This window comes from Actinomyces sp. oral taxon 180 str. F0310 (assembly GCF_000185285.1).
GTDB lineage: Bacteria > Actinomycetota > Actinomycetes > Actinomycetales > Actinomycetaceae > Pauljensenia.
In genome coordinates, this window is sequence record NZ_GL622194.1 from 1,577,645 (window position 1) to 1,596,002 (window position 18,358).

Below are 18,358 nucleotides of genomic sequence, written 5' to 3' on the forward strand. Positions count from 1 at the left end.
TCACGTGAAACAATGAATTGACGCAACTGAAGGAGTAGTGCAATGGCGGATGCATCGTCGAAGTCGGAGGGGCGCAAGACCGCGCGTAGGCACAGTGGCCTGGGTCGTGGCCTCGGAGCGCTCATTCCTCAGGCGCCCGAGCAGGCCTCGGAGCCAACGCAATCTGCGCCCTCTCGTCCGCTCGACGTGTTCTTTCCGGAGGGATCCACCGCGCGCAGCAGGGGAGGATCCGCGAAGGAACTCCTGCAACCCAAGCGTGCGGGATCTTCCTCCAAGAAGAAGCGCCCCGCGATGCCGCCCGTCGACGTCGCCGCGGGCGTAGCCCGCGGAAGGGTCGGCGGAAAGCCTGGAGTGTCGGCGAGCGACGGAACGGGTGGCCCTGCGACGGGCGGCAAGGCTGTGGACCCGACACCCGCTGTCGATCATGTTTCACGTGAAACATCCGTCGATGCACAGCTTGTCCCCGTTCCCGGCGCGTCGTTTGCGGAGATTCCGATCGATCAGATCGTTCCCAACACGAAGCAGCCCCGAGAGGTCTTCAACGAGGAGGACCTCACGGAACTCTCCGCGTCGATTAAGGAAGTCGGGGTCCTCCAGCCGGTGGTCGTCCGAACGATTCCCGCGACCGGCCGGTCGACAAAGCTCAAGGAGTTTATCGCCGAGAAGCCGGGTGCGCGCTACGAGCTCATCATGGGCGAGAGGCGCTTGCGGGCCTCGGAGCTAGCGGGGGAGACGACTATCCCGGCCATCATCCGAGAGACCGAGGACGGTGATCTGCTCCGAGATGCCTTGCTGGAGAACCTGCATCGTTCGCAGCTCAATCCGCTCGAAGAGGCGAGCGCATATCAGCAGCTCATGGCCGATTTCGGAGCGACCCAGGACGAACTTGCGAAGAGGATCGCTCGGTCGCGTCCTCAGATCGCGAACACGCTGCGCCTGCTGAAGCTTCCTCCGTCGGTACAGAAGAAGGTGGCGGCGCAAGTGATCAGCGCTGGGCACGCTCGTGCCCTGCTGGCGCTTTCCAGTCCCGAGGAGATGGAGCGGCTTGCGGATCGAATCGTTCAGGAAGGACTGTCGGTGCGCACGACGGAGGAGATCGTCCGTCTCGGCAAGATCAAGGCTGCCGCGCCGCCGCGGAGCCGCCGACAGCAATCCCTCTCGCCCCTGGGTGAAAGCGTGGTGTCGGCGCTCTCAGACGCCTATGACACGCGTGTGTCGATCACCGAGGGCCGCAGGAAGGGCAAGATTGTGATCGAGTTCGCCGGGGCCGACGACCTGCAGCGAATCGCGGATCTTATCCTGCGCTGACCGGGTGTCAGAGATCTTTCCGCAGCTCAGGAGATGTATGTACCCAATCATACATTTTCCGCGCTATTGCGCGGAAGCTTGACCGCATACACTACATTGATAGGGTCCGCCGCTGGATCCTTGCAGTACCAGAAGGAGCGAAAGGCATGAACGCCCAAGGCAGTTCGCGCACCGTGCTTTTCGATGTCGGTGGCGTTCTCGTCGACGCCCACCCCGATCCGCACGTGATTGCAGAGATGTTTGGCGATGGCTCGCGCGGCCTGACAACACTCGTCGATCAGGCGATGTGGGCACATCGCGGCGACTATGATGCCGGCTTACCGGACCGCGTGTTCTGGGATCGGATCGCGGGTGACTGTGGGCAGCCTGAGCCCAGTGCGGATCTTCTCAGCAGTCTGGTTGCACTCGATACTTCACGCATGGCAAGCGCTAATGATGACGCCCTCGCGTTAGTGCGTCGGCTACGGGAGCAGGGCGTCCGCGTGGGAATTCTGTCGAACGCGCCGTACCCGGTCGCCAAGGCGATCAAGCGCTCCGAGTGGGCGAAGCTCTTTGACTTCTTTGCGTTTTCGTGCGACTACGGCGTGTGCAAGCCGTCACGGGGGATCTACCGTGATGTGCTGCAGCGGCTGAACACGCCCCACGAAGACGTGGCCTTTGTCGACGACAGGCGTGAAAACGTGCGCGCGGCGGAGCTTCTGGGTGTTCGCGGTGTCATCTGGAAGGGCGTGGACAATGCGCGAGCACGCCTCGTGGAGCTCGGCTTCCTCGCGGCATCCTAAGTCTGGTCGCTCGGCGAGCGCGCGCCGACGGCGATGTTTCACGTGAAACAGGTGGCCCGCGGGAGGTAAACCTCCCGCGGGCCACCTGTTGATGCTGGGCTACTCGGTTGCCTGAGGCTCTGCGGTGGGTTCCTCGGCGGTGAGCGCATCGAGCTGACTGGTGCGGCCCTCGGCGACGAAATCGATGATGTCGGCGCATAGCTGTGCGAAAGAGGAATCGTCGAAAGCATCGGCCGCCTGGGGGAGGAGCGACGTGTCCGTCATTCCCGGCGTGACGTTGGCGTCAATGAACCAGCACGTACCCGCGTCGTCGACGACGAAGTCGATGCGGGACAGGTCACGCAGGCCGAGGGTCGTGTGCGCCTCGACGGCGGCCGCCTGGAGGTCGGCGAGAATCTCATCGGAGAAGCGTGCGGGCACAAAGTATTCGGTTTCGTCGGTCGTGTAGCGCGCGTCGTAGTCGTATCGACCTCCGTCCGTGGAGATCTCCACCGGCGGAAGGGCCACGGGTCCATCCCACAGGTCGACGACGGACACGGCCACGTCCCGACCGTCGATGCGCTGCTCGACCATGAGTCGCTGGCCGTAGGCGAAGGCGTCGACCATGGCTCGGCGCAGCTGATCCGCGTTGTGCGCGGTGGAGATGCCCAGTGCCGAGCCGCCGTCGGTGGGCTTGATGACGACGGGGAAGGACACCGAGCCTTCGAGGGCGGCCAGGACGTTGGAGGCGCCGAGCTGACGGAAGATCGCCTGGGGGAGCGTTACCCAGCCGGGCGTGGCGACGCCGGCGGAGCCGAGCAAGGCCTTGGCGATGGGCTTGTTGGAGGCCAGCATCGCCTGTACCGACGACGATCCGACGAAGGGCACTCCCACGGACTCGAGGAAGGACTGCAGGGATCCGTCCTCGCCGATGGAGCCGTGGACCAGCGGCCAGACGACGTCGGGTTCGAAGGTCTGGATCGACTCGGTGAGGGAGGCGTCGACGTCGGATCGCATGACCTCGTAGCCGAACTGCGCGAGGATGTTGGCGACGCGGCGACCCGAGCGCACGGACACGTCGCGCTCGTGAGTAAGTCCGCCGGCGATGATGAGAACTTTCGTTGCCATGGTGGGTTTCTCCTAACGTAACCTAGCGGGCCGAAGGGCTGTCGGCCTCGTCGATCGAGGCGGTACCGAACATGTCAACGATGTCCTTCTCGGCGTTGACGACGGTGGACAGGCGCCGGACTCCCTCGCGAATCTCGTCGGGAGTGGGGTAGCAGAACGAGAGGCGCAGGTGGTTCGAGCCCTGGCCGTCGTAGAAGAAGGCTGTGCCGGACACGTAGGCGACCTGTGCCCTCACGGCGCGCGGCAGCATGGCCTTCGCGTCGAGGCCGTCGGGGAGGGTCACCCATGTGTAGAAGCCTCCGTCGGGCACCGTCCACGTGCACGAGGGCATGAACTCCTCGAGCGAGGTGAGCATCGCCCGGCACCGCTGCGCGTACATCGACCGGAAGGACTTGACCTGGCCGTACCAGTCGTAGTCGCTCAGGTAGTCGGCGATCGCCATCTGGCCGACCATCGACGGGCACAGGATAGCGGACTCGAGTGCGAGGACGAGCTTGGCTCGGATGGCGTGGGGCGCGTAGGCCCAGCCGATTCGAAAGCCCGGGGCGAACATCTTGGAGAAGGAACCCAGGTAGACGACGCCCTCGGGGCTGTAGGAGGCGATCGCCGGCAGGGGATCGGAGTCGAAGCCGAGGAGTCCGTAGGGGTTGTCTTCGACGATGAGCACGTGTTCGCGCAGGCAGATGTCGGCGATGATGGGGCGCCGCTCGGCGGACAGGGTGACGCCGGCGGGGTTGTGGTAGTTCGGGATGATGTAGATGAACTTGATGGTTCGGCCGCTGGCGCGCACGTCTCGAATGGTGTCGACGAGAGCCTCGGGAATGATGCCGTGGTCATCCATGGGAACGTGGACGACGTCTGCCTGCCGGGCGCGGAAGACGCCGAGGGCTCCCACGTAGGAGGGGGCCTCGGCGAGGATGACGTCGCCCGGGTTGACGAAGAGCTCGGTGACGAGGTCGAGGGCCTGCTGGCTGCCGGTCGTGACCACCACGTCGTCGGGGTCCGCGCCGACGATTCCGTCGTAGCCCATGACCTCGGTGATGCGCTCGCGCAGGACCTCCCAGCCCTGGCCGCTACCGTATTGCATGGCCTTGGCGCCGTGGTTGCGGATCAGTCGCTCCGCCGATGCCGCCAGGCGGTCGAGGGGAAGGTCCTTCAGGTTGGGCATGCCTCCGGCGAGGGAGACGACCTCCGGTCGGGAGACGACGGAAAAGAGGGCTCGAATCTCGGAGGCGCGCAGGTTGTGGGCGCGGTCTGCGTAGACGTCGAACCAGGGGTCGAGCCGGTTACCCTGAGAGGGGGTTCTCCCGGACCAGGCCGGGGTCCCTCCGTGCGGTGAAGGTTGAGTCAAGGGCGTGCCATCCTCTGCGTGAAGTCGCGTTATCCGTATAGGTCAAGTGTGCCACTTTCTGCCCCCGGCGGGGTGTTGGGCCAGAGCGTGGCCGGGCGGATGTTTCACGTGAAACATTTGTGTGGTTCGGGTGTGGCGTCGATGCTGTGTGTCCTCGAGTGTGGATGCTGTGGCCTCCGCCGGGGCGTCTCACCAGATATACGGCCGCCACGTGGCCTGCCTTCCGGTTGTGTGGCTGCTGTATGTGCCTGCAGGCGGCGGTCCGCCCGCTCGCCGGCCGTGCCGCGAGCTGCACTCGGCGCGTCGTCTCGAAGCCCGGCCGGGCCCTGCCGCCACCCTCAGGCATCGCAGCCACGCCGCGAGACCCGAAGACCATGCGCAGGCCTCCGATCGAGCGGTACATGGCGCTTATCTTAGTGCTGCAGTGACACCCTATGGACGGTATACATCTCTCTGAACATCCGAATGCAAACAGATGCCACGTTTACTCGAACGATGGTCCGCCTCCGTCAACTTCCCGGCACGAATGCGAGCTTCGGCTCTAAGACACGAACTAGGCCACGAAGCGGTGATACGGTTAGGTTGGCGAAGCCAGCCGTTGACCCTCCGCTGATAGGGAGAAGCCGATGACTGGCTTTTCGTCTATCGAGCAGCGGTAACGTGGCCAGCTTCTCGGAGCGTGCAGATGAGCTTTTTCCTACTGCATACGCCACCTCAACAAGGGGAGTGCTGAAGAGGCAAGCCTCTACCGGATCTTCTACTACGACTGCGCGCCATCAACGAAAGTGGTTTTCAACCCCATCACAGGGCGCCAGTTGAACCTCGCGCAAAGCGACCAGTATCGATGTATGACTGCGTTTCTTGAAGAATTGGTGAAGAAACACAAGGTAGCCCTGCCAAGGGGAGAAGGGCTCGGAAGTCTTGGGGCGTGGGTATCATGCTGTACGCGACGATTCGGTAGAGTGTGTGCATGACACGCGATGCTGATACCGAGGCCAGTCGATTTGATCTCGATAACTTCTGGGCCGACCAGAGCGCTGTCCCCGAACAGGCTGGGTCAATTGACTGGGAGGTGCAAGAAGTACGGGAGGCGCGTGTCAAGGATCGCGTCGGTCGGGAGATCCAGGTTCTCGTCTTGGTGAAGACCATGCCCCAGCTATCCGCCAAGTACAACGACACCGTTTGCGTTGCGGGCCTCGCACTGAATCCCTTGCGCTGGGTTCGCCTCTACCCTGTACCCTTTAGGTACCTGGCGCAGAGGAACCAGTTTGCGAAGTACACGCTCATCAAAGTGAAAGTGCGCCTCTCGAATGGCGATCCCCGTTTCGAGAGCCTCAAGATTGACGCGAGCTCTATACGCGTTGAAGATACGCTCGACAGCAGGGATGGCTGGAAGCTGCGCGCTCGGTATGTGGAGCCGATTGGAGAAGTATCCTTGTGCCAGCTGCGCCGCAATATCGACGATGACGATAATGGTCCTTCCCTGGGCCTTGTGCGTCCCCAGCGCGGAAGCGTGAGACTGATAATGAAAGAAACTCCTCCAGAAACGGACAAACAAGCGAAGAAGCGTCGAAGGATCCTGACACGCCAGGAACTGGACCTGGGTGGTGCCTCAATGGATCAAGGACTCGTCAAACTCGCCGAGCCACCGCGCCTGTCAGGGTGGTTCGGCTTTAAATGTGCAGGTGAACCCGAGTGCACTGGCCATAGACTCGGTTTCATCGACTGGGAGTTTGCCGCCCTTCAGCACAACAATAAAGCTCTCGATATCGAGGGACTCAAGGAACTGCTGGTCGATAAGTTCGAGACCAATCCCACCAAGCTGGGCAAGGACCTCCGGTTTTTCGTCGGTAACCTCCACGACAAGGTGAAGCGTAGTGCCTTCCAGATCCTTGGCCTCTACTACCCCTCCATAGAGGCTGTTTCAGACGAACAAAACTGTCTTTTCTCGAGCCTGTAGCCGCTGGATTACAAGGTGGCGGTGGCAGCACTTGGGGGTCTCCTCGAAGCATAGGATGATCACATTCCCTTGCCGGGTGAGTTCAGCAAGTTCTCCCAATTGCTGGTCGGCCTCGGGCGTGTTGAGGACTTCCTCGTTGAAGCGCTTGTGCGCGCGCTCGGCCTCGGGTGTGCCGGGATGGGCGAAACCGGGGCGGTTGTCCTTTGGGTTCCCTAGTGCGCGCAGGTGTACATACTCCACGCCCGCGTCCGCCAGCGCGTTGGACAGGGCCGTCTTGGAGAAGCCCTTCTTGCGCGAGATCGCGTTGAGGCGGATATCGACGACGTAGGCGGCGTGTAAGCGCTCGCACTCGTCAAGCAGGTCCTTGATCGTGTGGCCTTCGTATCCCCAGCCGGTCACCGCGTGTGTCATGCCCCTATCCTAGAACGGGATCAGCGGCAGCGTGAGGCGTGCGGGCTCGAAAGGAGTGTGAGGCTGGGGCTGAGCCGCCATGATCTAGACTCACGCTGTGGCGCTATGGTGGCTCTAACCGGGGCGTATGCCTGGTTTCTATTGGAGTTGAACCGGTCCGAGTCGCTTTCCCCATCTCCACATGAGGAAGAAGTATTGAGTTGCCGATTCTGAGTATAGGTTTATGTGCCCTCGTCAGTACTCTCCGCGTGCTTGGTTGCTCTGTATGTCGGCCAGTCTGGTAGCGTTGTTGTCCTTGGTAACCGGGGTGATCTCTCGGAACTATATCCATGTCTCGGCGATGCGGTAATGTCACCTAATCGATGCGAGCATTTCGGAGGTTGATAAATCGTGTCAACAGCAATGGTCAGTGTAATGCCGTTAACGCATCCTCCTCATGGGCACTTCATTGCGATGCGCTCGTACGCCCGGCGGAGCCGCTTGAGGCACATGCCGATCACAAGCAGGAAGTGGACGATGCCAGCGACCGCGATTCCGGTGAGCGCGGGTCCCCACGAGTCATTGCAGATCCACTTCCCGGCATCGCACACGATGAGGTAGACAGCCAGCGTCACCCCCCAGAGAATGGCCCATAGTGTGTTGGCCATGCACTCGTCGACTAGTGCGAAGTCGTCCTCGCCCAGACGCTTGTCGTTGTCCAGGGAAGTCCGAAATTGGAAGAGAAACACCGCCATTGTGAACAGCAGACCAGCGACGATAGAAATGCCCGAGACGGCGCCGCCGACATCGGCGATCTTCGCGCCCAGCTTCCACGTTGCCGTGCCTGCGATCAGCGGCAGGAGCGCCTGCGCCGCGATGCCCCGCCAGTCGGGGCGGCCGGTGCGGTTGTCGTAGAGGGTGCTGAAGTGATCGGCTGGCACTCTCCACAGGGATGCCTTGCCCACCGTCTTCACTCTCCTCGGGATGGCCTCGTCGGTCGGCTCCACGATGCCTCCCACGCTGCACCACGGCGTTCGCACAGGTTGGTCACGCGCTCCGTGCACTTGACCACTAGCTCTGAGGTCTCGAGCGTGGGCTCGGTGGTCTCGTTGAGTACCTCGCGGATGGCTGGAGCCCCCTCGGTGCCCAGTTCGAACTTCTTGGTACGCCCGTCGTGCTCCATGGTTACCCACACCCTGTGATCCTCCGGCAGGTCCGCGACTGAGACGATGCGCTTGAGGGTCTTCTCGTCTTTGAGGTCCTTGAGAAGTCTCCTCGAGAACCGCTTCCCGCGCTGCGGCCGAGCGACGTAGGACACCTTGCCAACCTGTACGTGGGGCCCATCCGCGACGTCGACACTCTTGCCCTCCATACGTACCTCCACCTCCGTCAACTCGGCCGCCTCGGCCCATACCTCACTCTCGGTGACCGCGGTCATCACCATGGTCACCTTGTCGGTGTAGCGGCTGAAGTAGGAGCGGAATAGTTCTCGGATGCGTCCGCCAGCCTGGCCGCGGGAAGATTCCTCCGACAAGAAGTACGCTCGCTCGCCCGTCTCCGGAACGAAGAGGAGAGCGCGGTTGCTACCGGTCGGTGCCTGGTTGTCGGCGATGGTCCCGACTGGCTCGCCGGTGTCGACGTCGACGAGTTCGCCCGCCTCGCCATAGGCACCGACGCGCAGGTCTAGCAGCAGCACCCGCGGTGCGTAGAGGGACACGTCGTCCACGCTCACCCAGGTCTGTCGGCCCTCGTTGTGAGTTTCAGCCGTCGTTAGATTCTTAACCCAGGTTTCGAAGATCTTGAGCAGGTCCTCGCCGTCCAGGTCAGCCGGTGCGAATGAGGCGGCATTGCGCTTGTGTTTCTCGTGGAAACTCAATTCGTAGACGGTCAGGACTCGACGTCCCATGATTCCTCCTTAATTTAGATAGGAACCATCATAGTAGTCTGCTTTGACGCTCATTGGACCAGACCGTTGTCAAGTGACGATTGCGGCAGATCCTGCTGATCTAGGAATGGACTTTCCCACGATCGGTAACTTCATCGTGAGAAGCAAGCATCTGCTTCGGATGTCTGGCTATGTTAGTCATAGTCGTCTGACCAGTGGCTGCCGGGTAGAGAAACGAAAAGTCCGCAGCCCCGTGGGGGTCTGCGGACCGGTGTGCTGCTCCGGCGCGGCCGGAGGATCGCTCAGTGGCGATCGGCCTTGCGCGAACGCTTGGCGTCGGCGAGCTCGTTGAGCTGGTCGATGTGGGCCTGGGCAACCATGACGTCGATGGTAGAGAACATGAGTGACCTCCTCGTGGGATCGTATTCGTGGGTTGTATCCCTGTTTGACGAGGCCGGGGATCGCCCGGCGTATCTCGAACGTGGAGTGTGCCGCCGCGGATCGCGTCGGCGCGACCCTGCGTGTTCCAAACAAGAAAAGCGCCCGACGAGCTTGGCAGCTGTGTCAGGCGCTTGATGGTTATAGCCTATTCTTCCGACCGGGTCGTAATCAACCGTACGGACAGTAAGATGCGTCGCACGAGGAATCGGCGAGGGCGTCCGCCGTCGCGCTCCCGGCTACTCCGACGCCCCCGGTGAGCCCGGCGGGGTTAGGACTTTGCAGCACAAGGCGAGCAGGCATAGAATGATAACGATTCTCATTCAATAGTCTTGTGCTACGCACCTAGAGGACCAGTTCCATGAACCCCACGAAGCAGCGGAACCCGGGTCGCCGAGCGGCCCGGGCGTTTGCCGCCATGGCCCTCGCGGCCACGTCGTTCCTCGTTCCCGCAGCCGCTCAGGCCGCCGACGAGGCCACAACCGGCCCCGATGCCGCAACCGACGCGACGGCCGCAGACGCGAGCGTCACCACCGCCGAAGCCGACGCCTCGACCGAGGAAGGCGCCCCGGCCTCGTCCGAGGCGCTCTCCGGCTCCATCACCTCGTGCGACGCCATGCGCACGGCCCCCCAGGGGACCACCGCGACCCTCGACCACGGCCACGCCGACATCTTCGACCTGACCTCCGACGCGTCCGGCGCCCTCACCCTGCGCATCAAGGAGGACGCCACCGGCTCCGGAGTGCTGCGCGAACCCGAGAGGACCCTCCTCGCCGTCAAGGGATCCACGCTCACCCAGATCCCCGCATCCGTCAGCCAGGTGACCGGTGCGCCCACCGCCGCCTACCTGCTCGGACAGTCCGGCGACAACCAGGCCACGGTCCTGTGGCCCGGGTGGGACACCCTGGGTATCACGGCCGGAGGCTACGACGCGGCACGCTTCCACGTCACCTACTCCGGACCCGCCGACGGCCGCATCTACGCCTTCACCTCCGGCCTGACGGGGGCCGCCCAGGCGGTCACCGCCGACGGCAGCTACGACCTCGCCCCTACCGGCGACGACATCGACCAGGCGTACCCCGCCCACAAGCACGTCAACTGGCTCTTCACCCGCGCCGGACGCTACGTCCTCACCGTCCAGGCCACCGCCTGGCCCAAGGGCGCCACCGGAGCACCCGCCCAGAGCGCCGCACGCACCTACACCATCGACGTGGCCGACGAAGCCTCGTGCGTCGCACAAGGCTCCCAGCCCCCCACCGCTGAGCCACCCGGAAACTCCGCCCCCTCCACCCCCGACGCGCAACAGGGCGGCACGGGCCAGGCCGAGCAGCAACCCCCGACCCCCACGCCGAGCACCCCGGAGGCCGACGGCACCAACCCCACCGCGACCTCGGGAAGCGGAGCGGGCGGGACCGCCAACGGTCGAGGCGCCGCACCGGCCAAGACGAGCGGGGGCGCGGGGGCCACCGACCGCTGCGTCGCCACCCGCGTCACCCGCGAGGCCACCGAAGCAGAGGCGGCCACCCTCGCCTCGAACAAGGCACCCGCCAACACCGCGCGCACCACGCTGACCGTGAGCGTCGGCGACGGCGCGAGCGGCAACGCGACCGACGGACACTTCGACCTGGGGCCCGCCATCGAGAACGGAACCCTCGTCGCCCGCATCAAGGACGACCGCTCCCAGCCCGCCCAGTGGGTTGACCCCACCTCCCTGACCTTCGCCCTGGGTGACGCCGCCCGCATCACCGCGCCCGCCGACCTCAGCTTCGTCGCCTCCGCGGGCTCGAGCGTCTGGCTCATCCCCTCCACCCAGATCGCGGGCGTGCCCTGGTTGGGCCTGAACTCCCAGCGCGAAGAGATCGTTAGTGGCACCACCGGCGGCGTCCAATTCACCCTCGACGCCGTCGAAGGCCCCGGCCGCGTCGCCGTCTTCAACGCGGGAGCCCTCGGATCGGGCGTCGGCGAGCACGTCTTCGACGGCCCCGGCAGCGCCTACACGCTCGGCGCCAACACCCACGCCCACCAGAACTGGGTGTTCACCGCGCCCGGCACCTACACCCTCACGATCTCCATGCGCGTCACCCCCAACGGCGAGGCGCTGGCCGGCAGCGGCTTCGGCAGCGGTGGGGAACTCACCGCCACCGGCGCGCTGGGACCGAACGGGCGACCCATGGTCTCCCAGGTCGTCGGCCGCACCGCCTCGGGCAAGGACTGCGACCTGTCCTTGGCCACCACGGGCGCCGACACCATCCCCCTGACCGTCGTCTCGCTCACGTGGGCCCTCACGGGCGCGGCCTGCGTGTGGGTGGGCGCCCTCGGACGCCGCCGCAACCTGCGCGCACAGTCGTGACCTCCCACCAACGAGGCCCGCACACCACCGTCCCCCGCCGCCCCACCCGTGGGTGGCGGGGGAGTGGGTGCTGCGCCGCCGCGACGCTGGCGCTCGCGACGGCCCTGGCAGGATGCGCGCCCGCACCCCAGCCGGCCGACGACGGACAGCTGCGTGTCGTCGCCACGACCGGCATCCTCGCCGACCTCGTGCGAAGCGTCGCAGGTGAGCGCGCCCACGTCACCCAGATGGTGCCAAACGGGGCAGACCCGCACTCGTGGGAACCCTCCCTGCGCACCATCCGCGACGTCGCCTACGCGGACGTCGCCTTCTCCAACTACCTCATGCTCGAGGAACACGCCCTCATCCGCGCCCTCGACTCCAACCTGCCCGCAGGCACGGACTCCGTCTCCGTGGCCGAGGAGGCCGCCAAGAACGGCGCCACCATCCTCCCCCTCGTCGAAGACCGCTCCCTCGACACCCCGTGGCTCGGCATGCGCGTCTGGGGCGACGGCGCCGACCTGGGCGCCACCCGAGCCTCCCAGATCGACCTGACGACCACCGCCGTTGAGGGACCCGGGGCGGCCTCCGCCTACCTCACCACCTCCTTCGGGCAGCCCGAGGTCGCCTTCGCGTCCTCCGACGGCTTTGACGCCGCGAGCGGATACGAGGCCGACACCGCGCACCTGCCCGCCGACGCCCACCAGCACATGAGCTGGGCGTTCACAGCCCCCGGCGTCTACCGCGTCCACTTCCGCGCGAACCTGCGCACCACGCCCGGCGCGCCCCCCACCCCCGTTGGGGAAGGAACCGCCGTGTTCGCCGTGGGAACCCCGCCCGAGGAGATCGCCGCCGCCGAAGGGCGACGCATCCTGCGCGGCGGACACGCAGACGTCACCGTCAACCTGGCCACCAAGCGCGTCGAGCTCGCCTCCGACGCGGGCGCCCTTTCCGGGGACGAGGCCTCGGCACCCTGCCAGGGAGCATCCGGGGCGGGCGCGATCGGTGCCGCCACCATGGAGTGCACCGACCTCGACCGCGCCATCATCGAGGTGCCCACCCGAGCCCTCACCACCATCCCCGGGCAGGCCTCATTCCGCTTCATCGGGGACGCGGGCGCCAGCGTCTACATGCTGCCCCAGGCGGTCCTCGGCAAGCACGTGCACGGCGACATCGACCCCCACCTGTGGCACGACGTCCACAACGCGCAGGCCTACGTGAAGGTCATCCGCGACTCCCTCACCCGCGTCGACCCGGGCGGCGAGGCCACCTACCGCGCCAACGCCGCCGCCTACCTGGCGCGCCTCGACGAGCTCGACGCATACGTGGCCTCCACGATCGCCACCATCCCCGAGGAGTCACGCAAGCTCGTCACCACGAACGACGCCTACGGGTACCTGGCGAACGCCTACGGCCTCACCGTCGCCGGTTTCGTCGCCCCCAACCCCAGCGTCGAACCCTCCGTCGCGGACCGGATCAAGCTCCAGGCCACCCTCGCGGACGCGCACATCCCCGCCGTGTTCCTCGAACCCAACCTGGCGCGCACCCGATCCACCCTGCGCACCGCCGCGGCGGACGCCGGGGTCGATGTGTGCCCGCTCTACGGCGATACCCTCGACGACCAAGCACCCACCTACATCGACATGATGCAACACAACGCCCGCTCACTGGCACGCTGCCTGGGCGGCAAGGAGATGCCATGAAATTCTTCTCGTCCATGTCCTCTGTCGGCCGCCGGCTCTTCGCCCCGGGGGCGGCGGCCCGCCCGCCCGCTTTCGTGGCGTCCCGTGGGCGTCAGCCCGCCCGCGAGATCGCCACACGCGAGCCTGTCGGCTCGGAGTGGTCGATCTCGAAGCCCGGCCAGGCCCCGCCGACGCCCACGGGTCGCAGCGATTCGGCGTCCCAGCTCGAAGCCCGGCCAGGCCCCGCCGCCGACGGGGGGAATTTCAACACTAGAAGCATCCGTACGGCGTGTCGTTGGCGTGTCGAAACTCAAATGTCGTTATTCCCCCGCCTCGGCGTGCCGGTTTTCGCGCTGCTCGTGTCGGCTCTCCTTGTCATCGTAGGGGCGCCCTCCGTGCTTGCCGACCCGACCGACCCCGACCTGGCCCAGAGCGTCGCCGCTCACGAGGCATGGTCCAGCGAAGCCAGCGAGATCAGCGTCGGACACGTCGACCTCGGCCCGCGCCTCATCGACGGGCAGTGGCGGGCCGGCCTGCGCCACGACGCCGAGGGCGGCGCCGTGTGGCGCGACCCCAACCAGACCGTTCTGCGCGTCAGCGATGCGGCCATCATGACCGCGCCCGACTCCGCCGACTACCCGTTCCTGTTCGACGTGGTCGGCAAGCCCGTGCACGTCATCCCCCAGACCCAGAACCCCGGCGTCGTGTGGCTCGGCTGGAACACGCAGGACCCCGCCGTCACCGCCACCATCGACCGCGGGCTCACCATGCGGGTGGGCCCCGTCTCCGGGCCCGGCCGCGCCTGGCTCTTCCTCCAGTCCGGCACCTTCGGCAAGCCCCTGCTGCTTGCCGACTCCGGCGCGGCCCCCGGCGACGTGTGGATCGACTCCGGCACCCACGTGCACGCCAACTGGGCGTTCTCTGCCCCCGGCGTCTACACCGCGACCGTCACCTTCTCCGGCACCACCACCTCCGGCGAGGCCGTCAGCGCCACCACGACCCTGCGCTTCGCCGTCGGCGACTCCGCCTCCGCGTCCGAGGCCCTCGCCAAAGCCGCCCCCGCCGTTTCCGATGCGCCCTCCGCGTCCGCGTCCCAGGGCTCCGCCTCCGGCGCTCCCAACGCCCAGCGCTCCAGCGACCAGGGTGCCACCTCTGGCGCATCCGAGGGAGGCCTGCCCGACTGGGCGTTCCTCGTCATCGTCGCCGTCGCCCTCCTCTCAGTGCTCGTCATCGGCGCGCTCGTCGTTGCTCGCGCCCGCCGCAGCCGCGCCGAGCAGGCCGCCGCCATCGCCGAGGCCGACTCCGCGTCCCTCCTCGCGCCCCTGCCCGCCTCCGAGCGCGGGGACTCGGGCGAGGCCGGGCCTGCCTCGGCCTCGGGGTCGGCCCCGGCCTCGGCTTCAGCCCCAATCTCGGGCGGGCCTGCCGACGCGCCCGGCGAGGGTGAGAGCGCGGGCGAGAGCGGTGAGGGCTCCGGACTCGGCAACGGGGGAGGGGAGCAGTGAGCCAGCTGCGCGTCGCCGGTCTGGGCGCGTCTCTCGGCGGGCGTAGCGTCCTCGAGGGCGTCGACCTGGAGGTCGGCGCCGGGGAGCTCGTCGGCCTCATCGGACCCAACGGCGCGGGCAAGACCACCCTGATTCGCTCGATCCTGGGGCTGATCCCCTCGACTGGCAGCGTCGAGACCGACGGTGCGATCGGATACGTGCCCCAGCGCCACGAGTTCGCGTGGGACTTCCCGATCAGCGTGCGCGACGCCGTCCTGCAGGCCATCACCGTGCGGCGCGGGCTGCTCGGGCGCGCGCGGACCCCGCACTTCCGGGCGGTCGAGGAGGCCCTGGGCCTCGTCGGCATGCGCGACCTCGCGAAGCGACCCATCGGCGAGCTCTCCGGCGGGCAGCGCCAGCGCGTCCTCGTCGCCCGGGCCCTCGCGATCCGGCCCGCCGTGCTGCTCCTCGACGAGCCCTTCACCGGCCTGGACATGCCGACGCAGGAGATGCTCATGGACCTGTTCCGCGCGCTCGCGGACGGTGGCCGGGCCCTGCTCATGACCACCCACGACCTGATCGGCGCGCGCGCCGGCTGCGACCGCCTGTACCTGCTGCGCCGCACCATCGTCGCCTCGGGCACGCCCGAGGACCTGGCCGACGCCGACCCGTGGATCCGCGCCTTCGACGTGCGCCCCGACAACCCGATCCTCGACGCCCTAGGAGTGCGCGCATGAACCCGGTCATCCACGCCGTGGGCCGCGGCCTGGCTCTCGCCCCGGCCACCGACTTCCTGAGCCCCCTGGACTTCCTTCGCGACCTGATGAACCCGGCGCTCGCGTTCCTGCCGCGCGCCCTCCTCATCGCCGTTGTCGCCGCCCTCGTGTGCGGCAGCGTCGGCGTGCACGTCGTCCTGCGAGGCATGGCCTTCATCGGCGACGCCGTCGCGCACTCCGTGTTCCCGGGCCTGGCGATCGCCTTCGTGTGCGGCGGGTCCCTGGTGCTCGGCGGGGCGCTCGCGGGCGTTGTGACCGCCGTGTTAGTGGCACTGCTCGCCCAAAACCGGAGGCTCAAGGAGGACTCGGTGATCGGCGTGCTCTTCGTGGGTGCCTTCGCGCTCGGCGTCGCGATCATCGCGCGTGCCCCCGGGTACGCGGGGAGCCTGCAGGACTTCCTCTTCGGGTCGATTACGGGTATTCCAGCGTCGGATGTGCCCGTGGTGCTGGTCGGCGCGTTGTTCGTGTTGCTCATGCTCTTCCTGGCGCACCGGCCCATCGTCGCGGTGACCCTGGACCGCGAGAGCGCCCGGGCGGCGGGCGTGCACGTGCTTGCCGCTGATCTGTCCCTGTATGTCGCCGTCGCCCTGGCGGTCGTGATTTCGGTGCAGACGATCGGCAACGTGCTGGTCCTCGCGCTGCTGGTCACCCCCGCGGCCACCGCGCGGCTGCTGTGCGACCGGCTGGCCACCATGATGATCCTCTCGCCCACCCTGGGTGCGGCGGGGGGCCTGGTGGGCCTGTACCTGTCGTGGGCGCTGGACGTGCCCACGGGAGCCACGATCGTCCTGGTGCTGACCGCGTGCTTCGTGCTCGCGTGGGTCTTCGCGCCGAGGCACGGCCTCCTCGCGCGGACCCTCCGGGAGAGGCGGGGGTGATCATGGTCGGGCTTGCAGGCTGTTTGTGAGTGAGTGGGGTGCTGCCGAGGGGTGGTGCCCCGTTCTGCTTCGCGGCTTTCTGGGTGTAGCTGTGTGGGCGACCGGTGAATGTTTCACGTGAAACATCTGTGTGGATGTTGTGGGACCTGGCGTTACTCCGTGACGTGTGCTTTGGTTCCGACCTCATGCTCCAGCTCTGGCCTCGTGCTCTTAAAGTCTCTCTATGACACGACTCCTCTCTTCTATGAACCTCTATGGGGGTTATGAAGGATTCTATGAGATAGAAACGGGCTTCTATGACATAGAAGTGGGGGTCTATGAGATAAATAGGCAAGTCTATGAGATAGAATCGAGCCTATGATCAATGAGTTCGATGACCTGCTGGGTGCCCTGGCTGTGCTTGAGCTGCGTGGTGGTGATACCACTTCGATCGAGGCAAAGACCTTTTCGGAGTACTCGCCGGAGCAGCTGGGTCCGACGCTGAGCGCGTTTGCAAACAAGCCAGGCGGAGGCGTGATCCTGCTGGGCGTGTCGGAGCGGGATGGTATCAACGTCGTCGGCGTCGACGACGTTGACGACCTGTTGAAGAGAGCGGCGAATCAGGCACGGAACGGTTTCAGACCGCCGATCAGGGTAGATGTGCATGCCTTCGATCTGGATGGCAAAGCGATCGGGGTCATCAACGTTGAGGGCGCTGACATCAACGAGAAGCCCGTGCGTTGGCTGAAGAACAAAAAGGCGTATCTGCGCCAGTACGACGGGGACTATGAGATGGCGGCATCGGAGGAGCAGATGCTCCTGCTGCGCCATCGTCGACCGATTGCTGATGCGGAGCCGGTACGCGGTAGCTCGCTACTCGATCTTGACCAAACCCTGGTGTCCCAGTACTTGGCATCCGCTCGCGAAACGACGCCACGCCTCGTCGACTATAGCGACGAGGAAGTCCTCTACAACACGGGTGTCGTTGCGGACCGCCAAAGCGGGGAGTTGTCGGTCGCCGGCCTGTATGCGCTGGGCGAGTATCCGCAGAGGCTTCTTCCTCATCTGACGCTCACAGCCGCGGTCGAGGGGAGCGGCGACGTGAGGGCGGTGAATCGGCGTGATTTCACGGGTGCGTTGCCGCTCATACTGGACGACGTCTTGGAGTGGGTAAGGTGGAACGTGGAGTCGCGCCAGCTCGTCACTTGTGACGGAGATGGCCTGACGGAGTATGCGGTGCCGCTGCTGGCCGCCCGCGAGGTCATAGCGAATGCGCTGGTTCACCGTGATCTTTCCGAGGCCTCGCGTGGAAAAGGCATTGATCTGAGGATCACCCGAGACGGCTTTCGCCTGACGAACCCCGGTGGCCTGTGGGGAATCACGGTTGATCGGCTCGGTTCTGGCGATCATCCCGCGGTGAATGAGCGGCTCTATGGAATCTGCCGGAACGTTCATGGTCGCAGCGGGCGCGTGATCGAGGCGATGGGCACCGGGATCAGGGAGGTTCGCCGGTCCCTGCGCGAGGCGGGAATGGCGGAGCCGCGTTTCTACGACAACGGCGTGTCGTTCACGGTCCGTTTCCCGAACTCGGCGCTAATCCCCGACGGGGACCTGGCGTGGCTCGGCGGGCTTAGCCGCGAGGCGACGGCTGGCCTGAATCGGCGCCAGAAGGAGGCGCTCGTCGAGATGCGTCACGGCCACACGTGGAACAACAGCGAGTATCGGGACCACTTCGGGGTCACGGCCGAGGAGGCGCGCTCGGATCTGCGCGATCTTGTGTCGCGAGGCCTGGTGACGTCCACGGGTCAGCGTCGCTGGGTGCGTTACGAGCTCGCAGGGAAACGCTGATCATTACGTAGCGCTGTCCCGGTAGCCTACGGGCGACCGGGACAGTTGCGGAGATGATGTGGGGGAGTTTTCCTCTGGCGGATGGTCATCTCATCGACGGTATGGCCTGGCGATGGGAAACGCTTCGCGTGAAACATCGATGCCGAGGCCCCAGCCCACCACCG

At 65.9% G+C, this 18,358-nt stretch carries 14 protein-coding genes; 9 read left to right on the forward strand and 5 right to left on the reverse strand.

All coding sequences use genetic code 11. The features are described from left to right. Positions 1-42: 42 nt before the first annotated feature. On the forward strand, positions 43-1,308 hold the full coding sequence (locus HMPREF9006_RS06750; RefSeq protein WP_009212829.1) for a ParB/RepB/Spo0J family partition protein: 1,266 nt from the start codon (positions 43-45) through the stop codon (positions 1,306-1,308). A 146-nt stretch (positions 1,309-1,454) separates the two neighbouring features. Next, positions 1,455-2,090: an HAD-IA family hydrolase gene (locus HMPREF9006_RS06755; RefSeq protein WP_009212830.1), complete on the forward strand. Its 636-nt coding sequence runs from the start codon at positions 1,455-1,457 to the stop codon at positions 2,088-2,090. 99 nt (positions 2,091-2,189) lie between these two features. On the opposite strand, the gene HMPREF9006_RS06760 is transcribed toward HMPREF9006_RS06755, so the two are convergent. Beyond that, entirely contained in the window at positions 2,190-3,197 is a 1,008-nt protein-coding gene (locus HMPREF9006_RS06760) for a D-alanine--D-alanine ligase family protein (protein ID WP_009212831.1), read from the reverse strand. A gap of 22 nt (positions 3,198-3,219) precedes the next feature. Continuing rightward, positions 3,220-4,548, reverse strand: coding sequence for an aminotransferase-like domain-containing protein (locus HMPREF9006_RS06765; protein WP_009212832.1), 1,329 nt, complete (start codon positions 4,546-4,548; stop codon positions 3,220-3,222). Positions 4,549-5,518: 970 nt separating this feature from the next. Between HMPREF9006_RS06765 and HMPREF9006_RS06770 the strand changes: the two genes are divergently transcribed. Then, positions 5,519-6,508, forward strand: coding sequence for a hypothetical protein (locus tag HMPREF9006_RS06770; RefSeq protein ID WP_009212833.1), 990 nt, complete (start codon positions 5,519-5,521; stop codon positions 6,506-6,508). Here the strand turns inward: HMPREF9006_RS06770 and HMPREF9006_RS06775 are convergent. The 3 genes from HMPREF9006_RS06775 to HMPREF9006_RS06785 all read right to left on the reverse strand — a co-directional run bounded on the left by HMPREF9006_RS06775 (position 6,473) and on the right by HMPREF9006_RS06785 (position 8,804). After that, positions 6,473-6,919, reverse strand: coding sequence for a DUF488 domain-containing protein (locus HMPREF9006_RS06775; protein ID WP_009212834.1), 447 nt, complete (start codon positions 6,917-6,919; stop codon positions 6,473-6,475). The genes HMPREF9006_RS06770 and HMPREF9006_RS06775 overlap by 36 nt on opposite strands. Before the next feature lie 434 nt (positions 6,920-7,353). Next, on the reverse strand, positions 7,354-7,905 hold the full coding sequence (locus HMPREF9006_RS06780; protein ID WP_009212835.1) for a hypothetical protein: 552 nt from the start codon (positions 7,903-7,905) through the stop codon (positions 7,354-7,356). Then, complete coding sequence (locus HMPREF9006_RS06785; RefSeq protein ID WP_009212836.1) at positions 7,869-8,804, reverse strand: hypothetical protein; 936 nt, start codon at positions 8,802-8,804, stop codon at positions 7,869-7,871. Before HMPREF9006_RS06785 ends, HMPREF9006_RS06780 begins: the two co-directional genes overlap by 37 nt. A 778-nt stretch (positions 8,805-9,582) precedes the next feature. On the opposite strand from HMPREF9006_RS06785, the gene HMPREF9006_RS06790 reads away from it, so the two are divergent. The 6 genes from HMPREF9006_RS06790 to HMPREF9006_RS06815 all read left to right on the forward strand — a co-directional run bounded on the left by HMPREF9006_RS06790 (position 9,583) and on the right by HMPREF9006_RS06815 (position 18,194). Next, on the forward strand, positions 9,583-11,571 hold the full coding sequence (locus tag HMPREF9006_RS06790) for a TIGR03773 family transporter-associated surface protein (RefSeq protein ID WP_009212838.1): 1,989 nt from the start codon (positions 9,583-9,585) through the stop codon (positions 11,569-11,571). An 86-nt stretch (positions 11,572-11,657) separates the two neighbouring features. Beyond that, positions 11,658-13,253, forward strand: a complete 1,596-nt coding sequence (locus HMPREF9006_RS06795; protein ID WP_034232244.1) for an anchored repeat ABC transporter, substrate-binding protein — start codon at positions 11,658-11,660, stop codon at positions 13,251-13,253. Then, positions 13,250-14,734 (forward strand): TIGR03773 family transporter-associated surface protein, encoded by a 1,485-nt coding sequence (locus HMPREF9006_RS06800; RefSeq protein ID WP_009212840.1) that lies wholly within the window; start codon positions 13,250-13,252, stop codon positions 14,732-14,734. The genes HMPREF9006_RS06795 and HMPREF9006_RS06800 overlap by 4 nt, the downstream gene beginning before the upstream one ends. After that, entirely contained in the window at positions 14,731-15,450 is a 720-nt protein-coding gene (locus HMPREF9006_RS06805; protein ID WP_009212841.1) for an anchored repeat-type ABC transporter ATP-binding subunit, read from the forward strand. Before HMPREF9006_RS06800 ends, HMPREF9006_RS06805 begins: the two co-directional genes overlap by 4 nt. After that, positions 15,447-16,367, forward strand: coding sequence for an anchored repeat-type ABC transporter permease subunit (locus HMPREF9006_RS06810; RefSeq protein WP_009212842.1), 921 nt, complete (start codon positions 15,447-15,449; stop codon positions 16,365-16,367). The genes HMPREF9006_RS06805 and HMPREF9006_RS06810 overlap by 4 nt, the downstream gene beginning before the upstream one ends. 357 nt (positions 16,368-16,724) lie before the next feature. Beyond that, the gene (locus HMPREF9006_RS06815) at positions 16,725-18,194 is read left to right on the forward strand and encodes an RNA-binding domain-containing protein (RefSeq protein ID WP_009212843.1); all 1,470 of its coding nucleotides are present in this window, start codon (positions 16,725-16,727) and stop codon (positions 18,192-18,194) included. Positions 18,195-18,358 lie beyond the last annotated feature (164 nt).

What these genes read in the sequence shown, in the direction of transcription:
- HMPREF9006_RS06800 (WP_009212840.1), top strand. Translation starts at nt 13,250, where the DNA reads ATGAAATTCTTCTCGTCCATGTCCTCTGTCGGCCGCCGGCTCTTCGCC.
- HMPREF9006_RS06810 (WP_009212842.1), top strand. Translation starts at nt 15,447, where the DNA reads ATGAACCCGGTCATCCACGCCGTGGGCCGCGGCCTGGCTCTCGCCCCG.
- HMPREF9006_RS06785 (WP_009212836.1), bottom strand. Translation starts at nt 8,804, where the DNA reads ATGGGACGTCGAGTCCTGACCGTCTACGAATTGAGTTTCCACGAGAAA.
- HMPREF9006_RS06815 (WP_009212843.1), top strand. Translation starts at nt 16,725, where the DNA reads ATGATCAATGAGTTCGATGACCTGCTGGGTGCCCTGGCTGTGCTTGAG.
- HMPREF9006_RS06790 (WP_009212838.1), top strand. Translation starts at nt 9,583, where the DNA reads ATGAACCCCACGAAGCAGCGGAACCCGGGTCGCCGAGCGGCCCGGGCG.
- HMPREF9006_RS06760 (WP_009212831.1), bottom strand. Translation starts at nt 3,197, where the DNA reads ATGGCAACGAAAGTTCTCATCATCGCCGGCGGACTTACTCACGAGCGC.
- HMPREF9006_RS06750 (WP_009212829.1), top strand. Translation starts at nt 43, where the DNA reads ATGGCGGATGCATCGTCGAAGTCGGAGGGGCGCAAGACCGCGCGTAGG.
- HMPREF9006_RS06755 (WP_009212830.1), top strand. Translation starts at nt 1,455, where the DNA reads ATGAACGCCCAAGGCAGTTCGCGCACCGTGCTTTTCGATGTCGGTGGC.
- HMPREF9006_RS06770 (WP_009212833.1), top strand. Translation starts at nt 5,519, where the DNA reads ATGACACGCGATGCTGATACCGAGGCCAGTCGATTTGATCTCGATAAC.
- HMPREF9006_RS06775 (WP_009212834.1), bottom strand. Translation starts at nt 6,919, where the DNA reads ATGACACACGCGGTGACCGGCTGGGGATACGAAGGCCACACGATCAAG.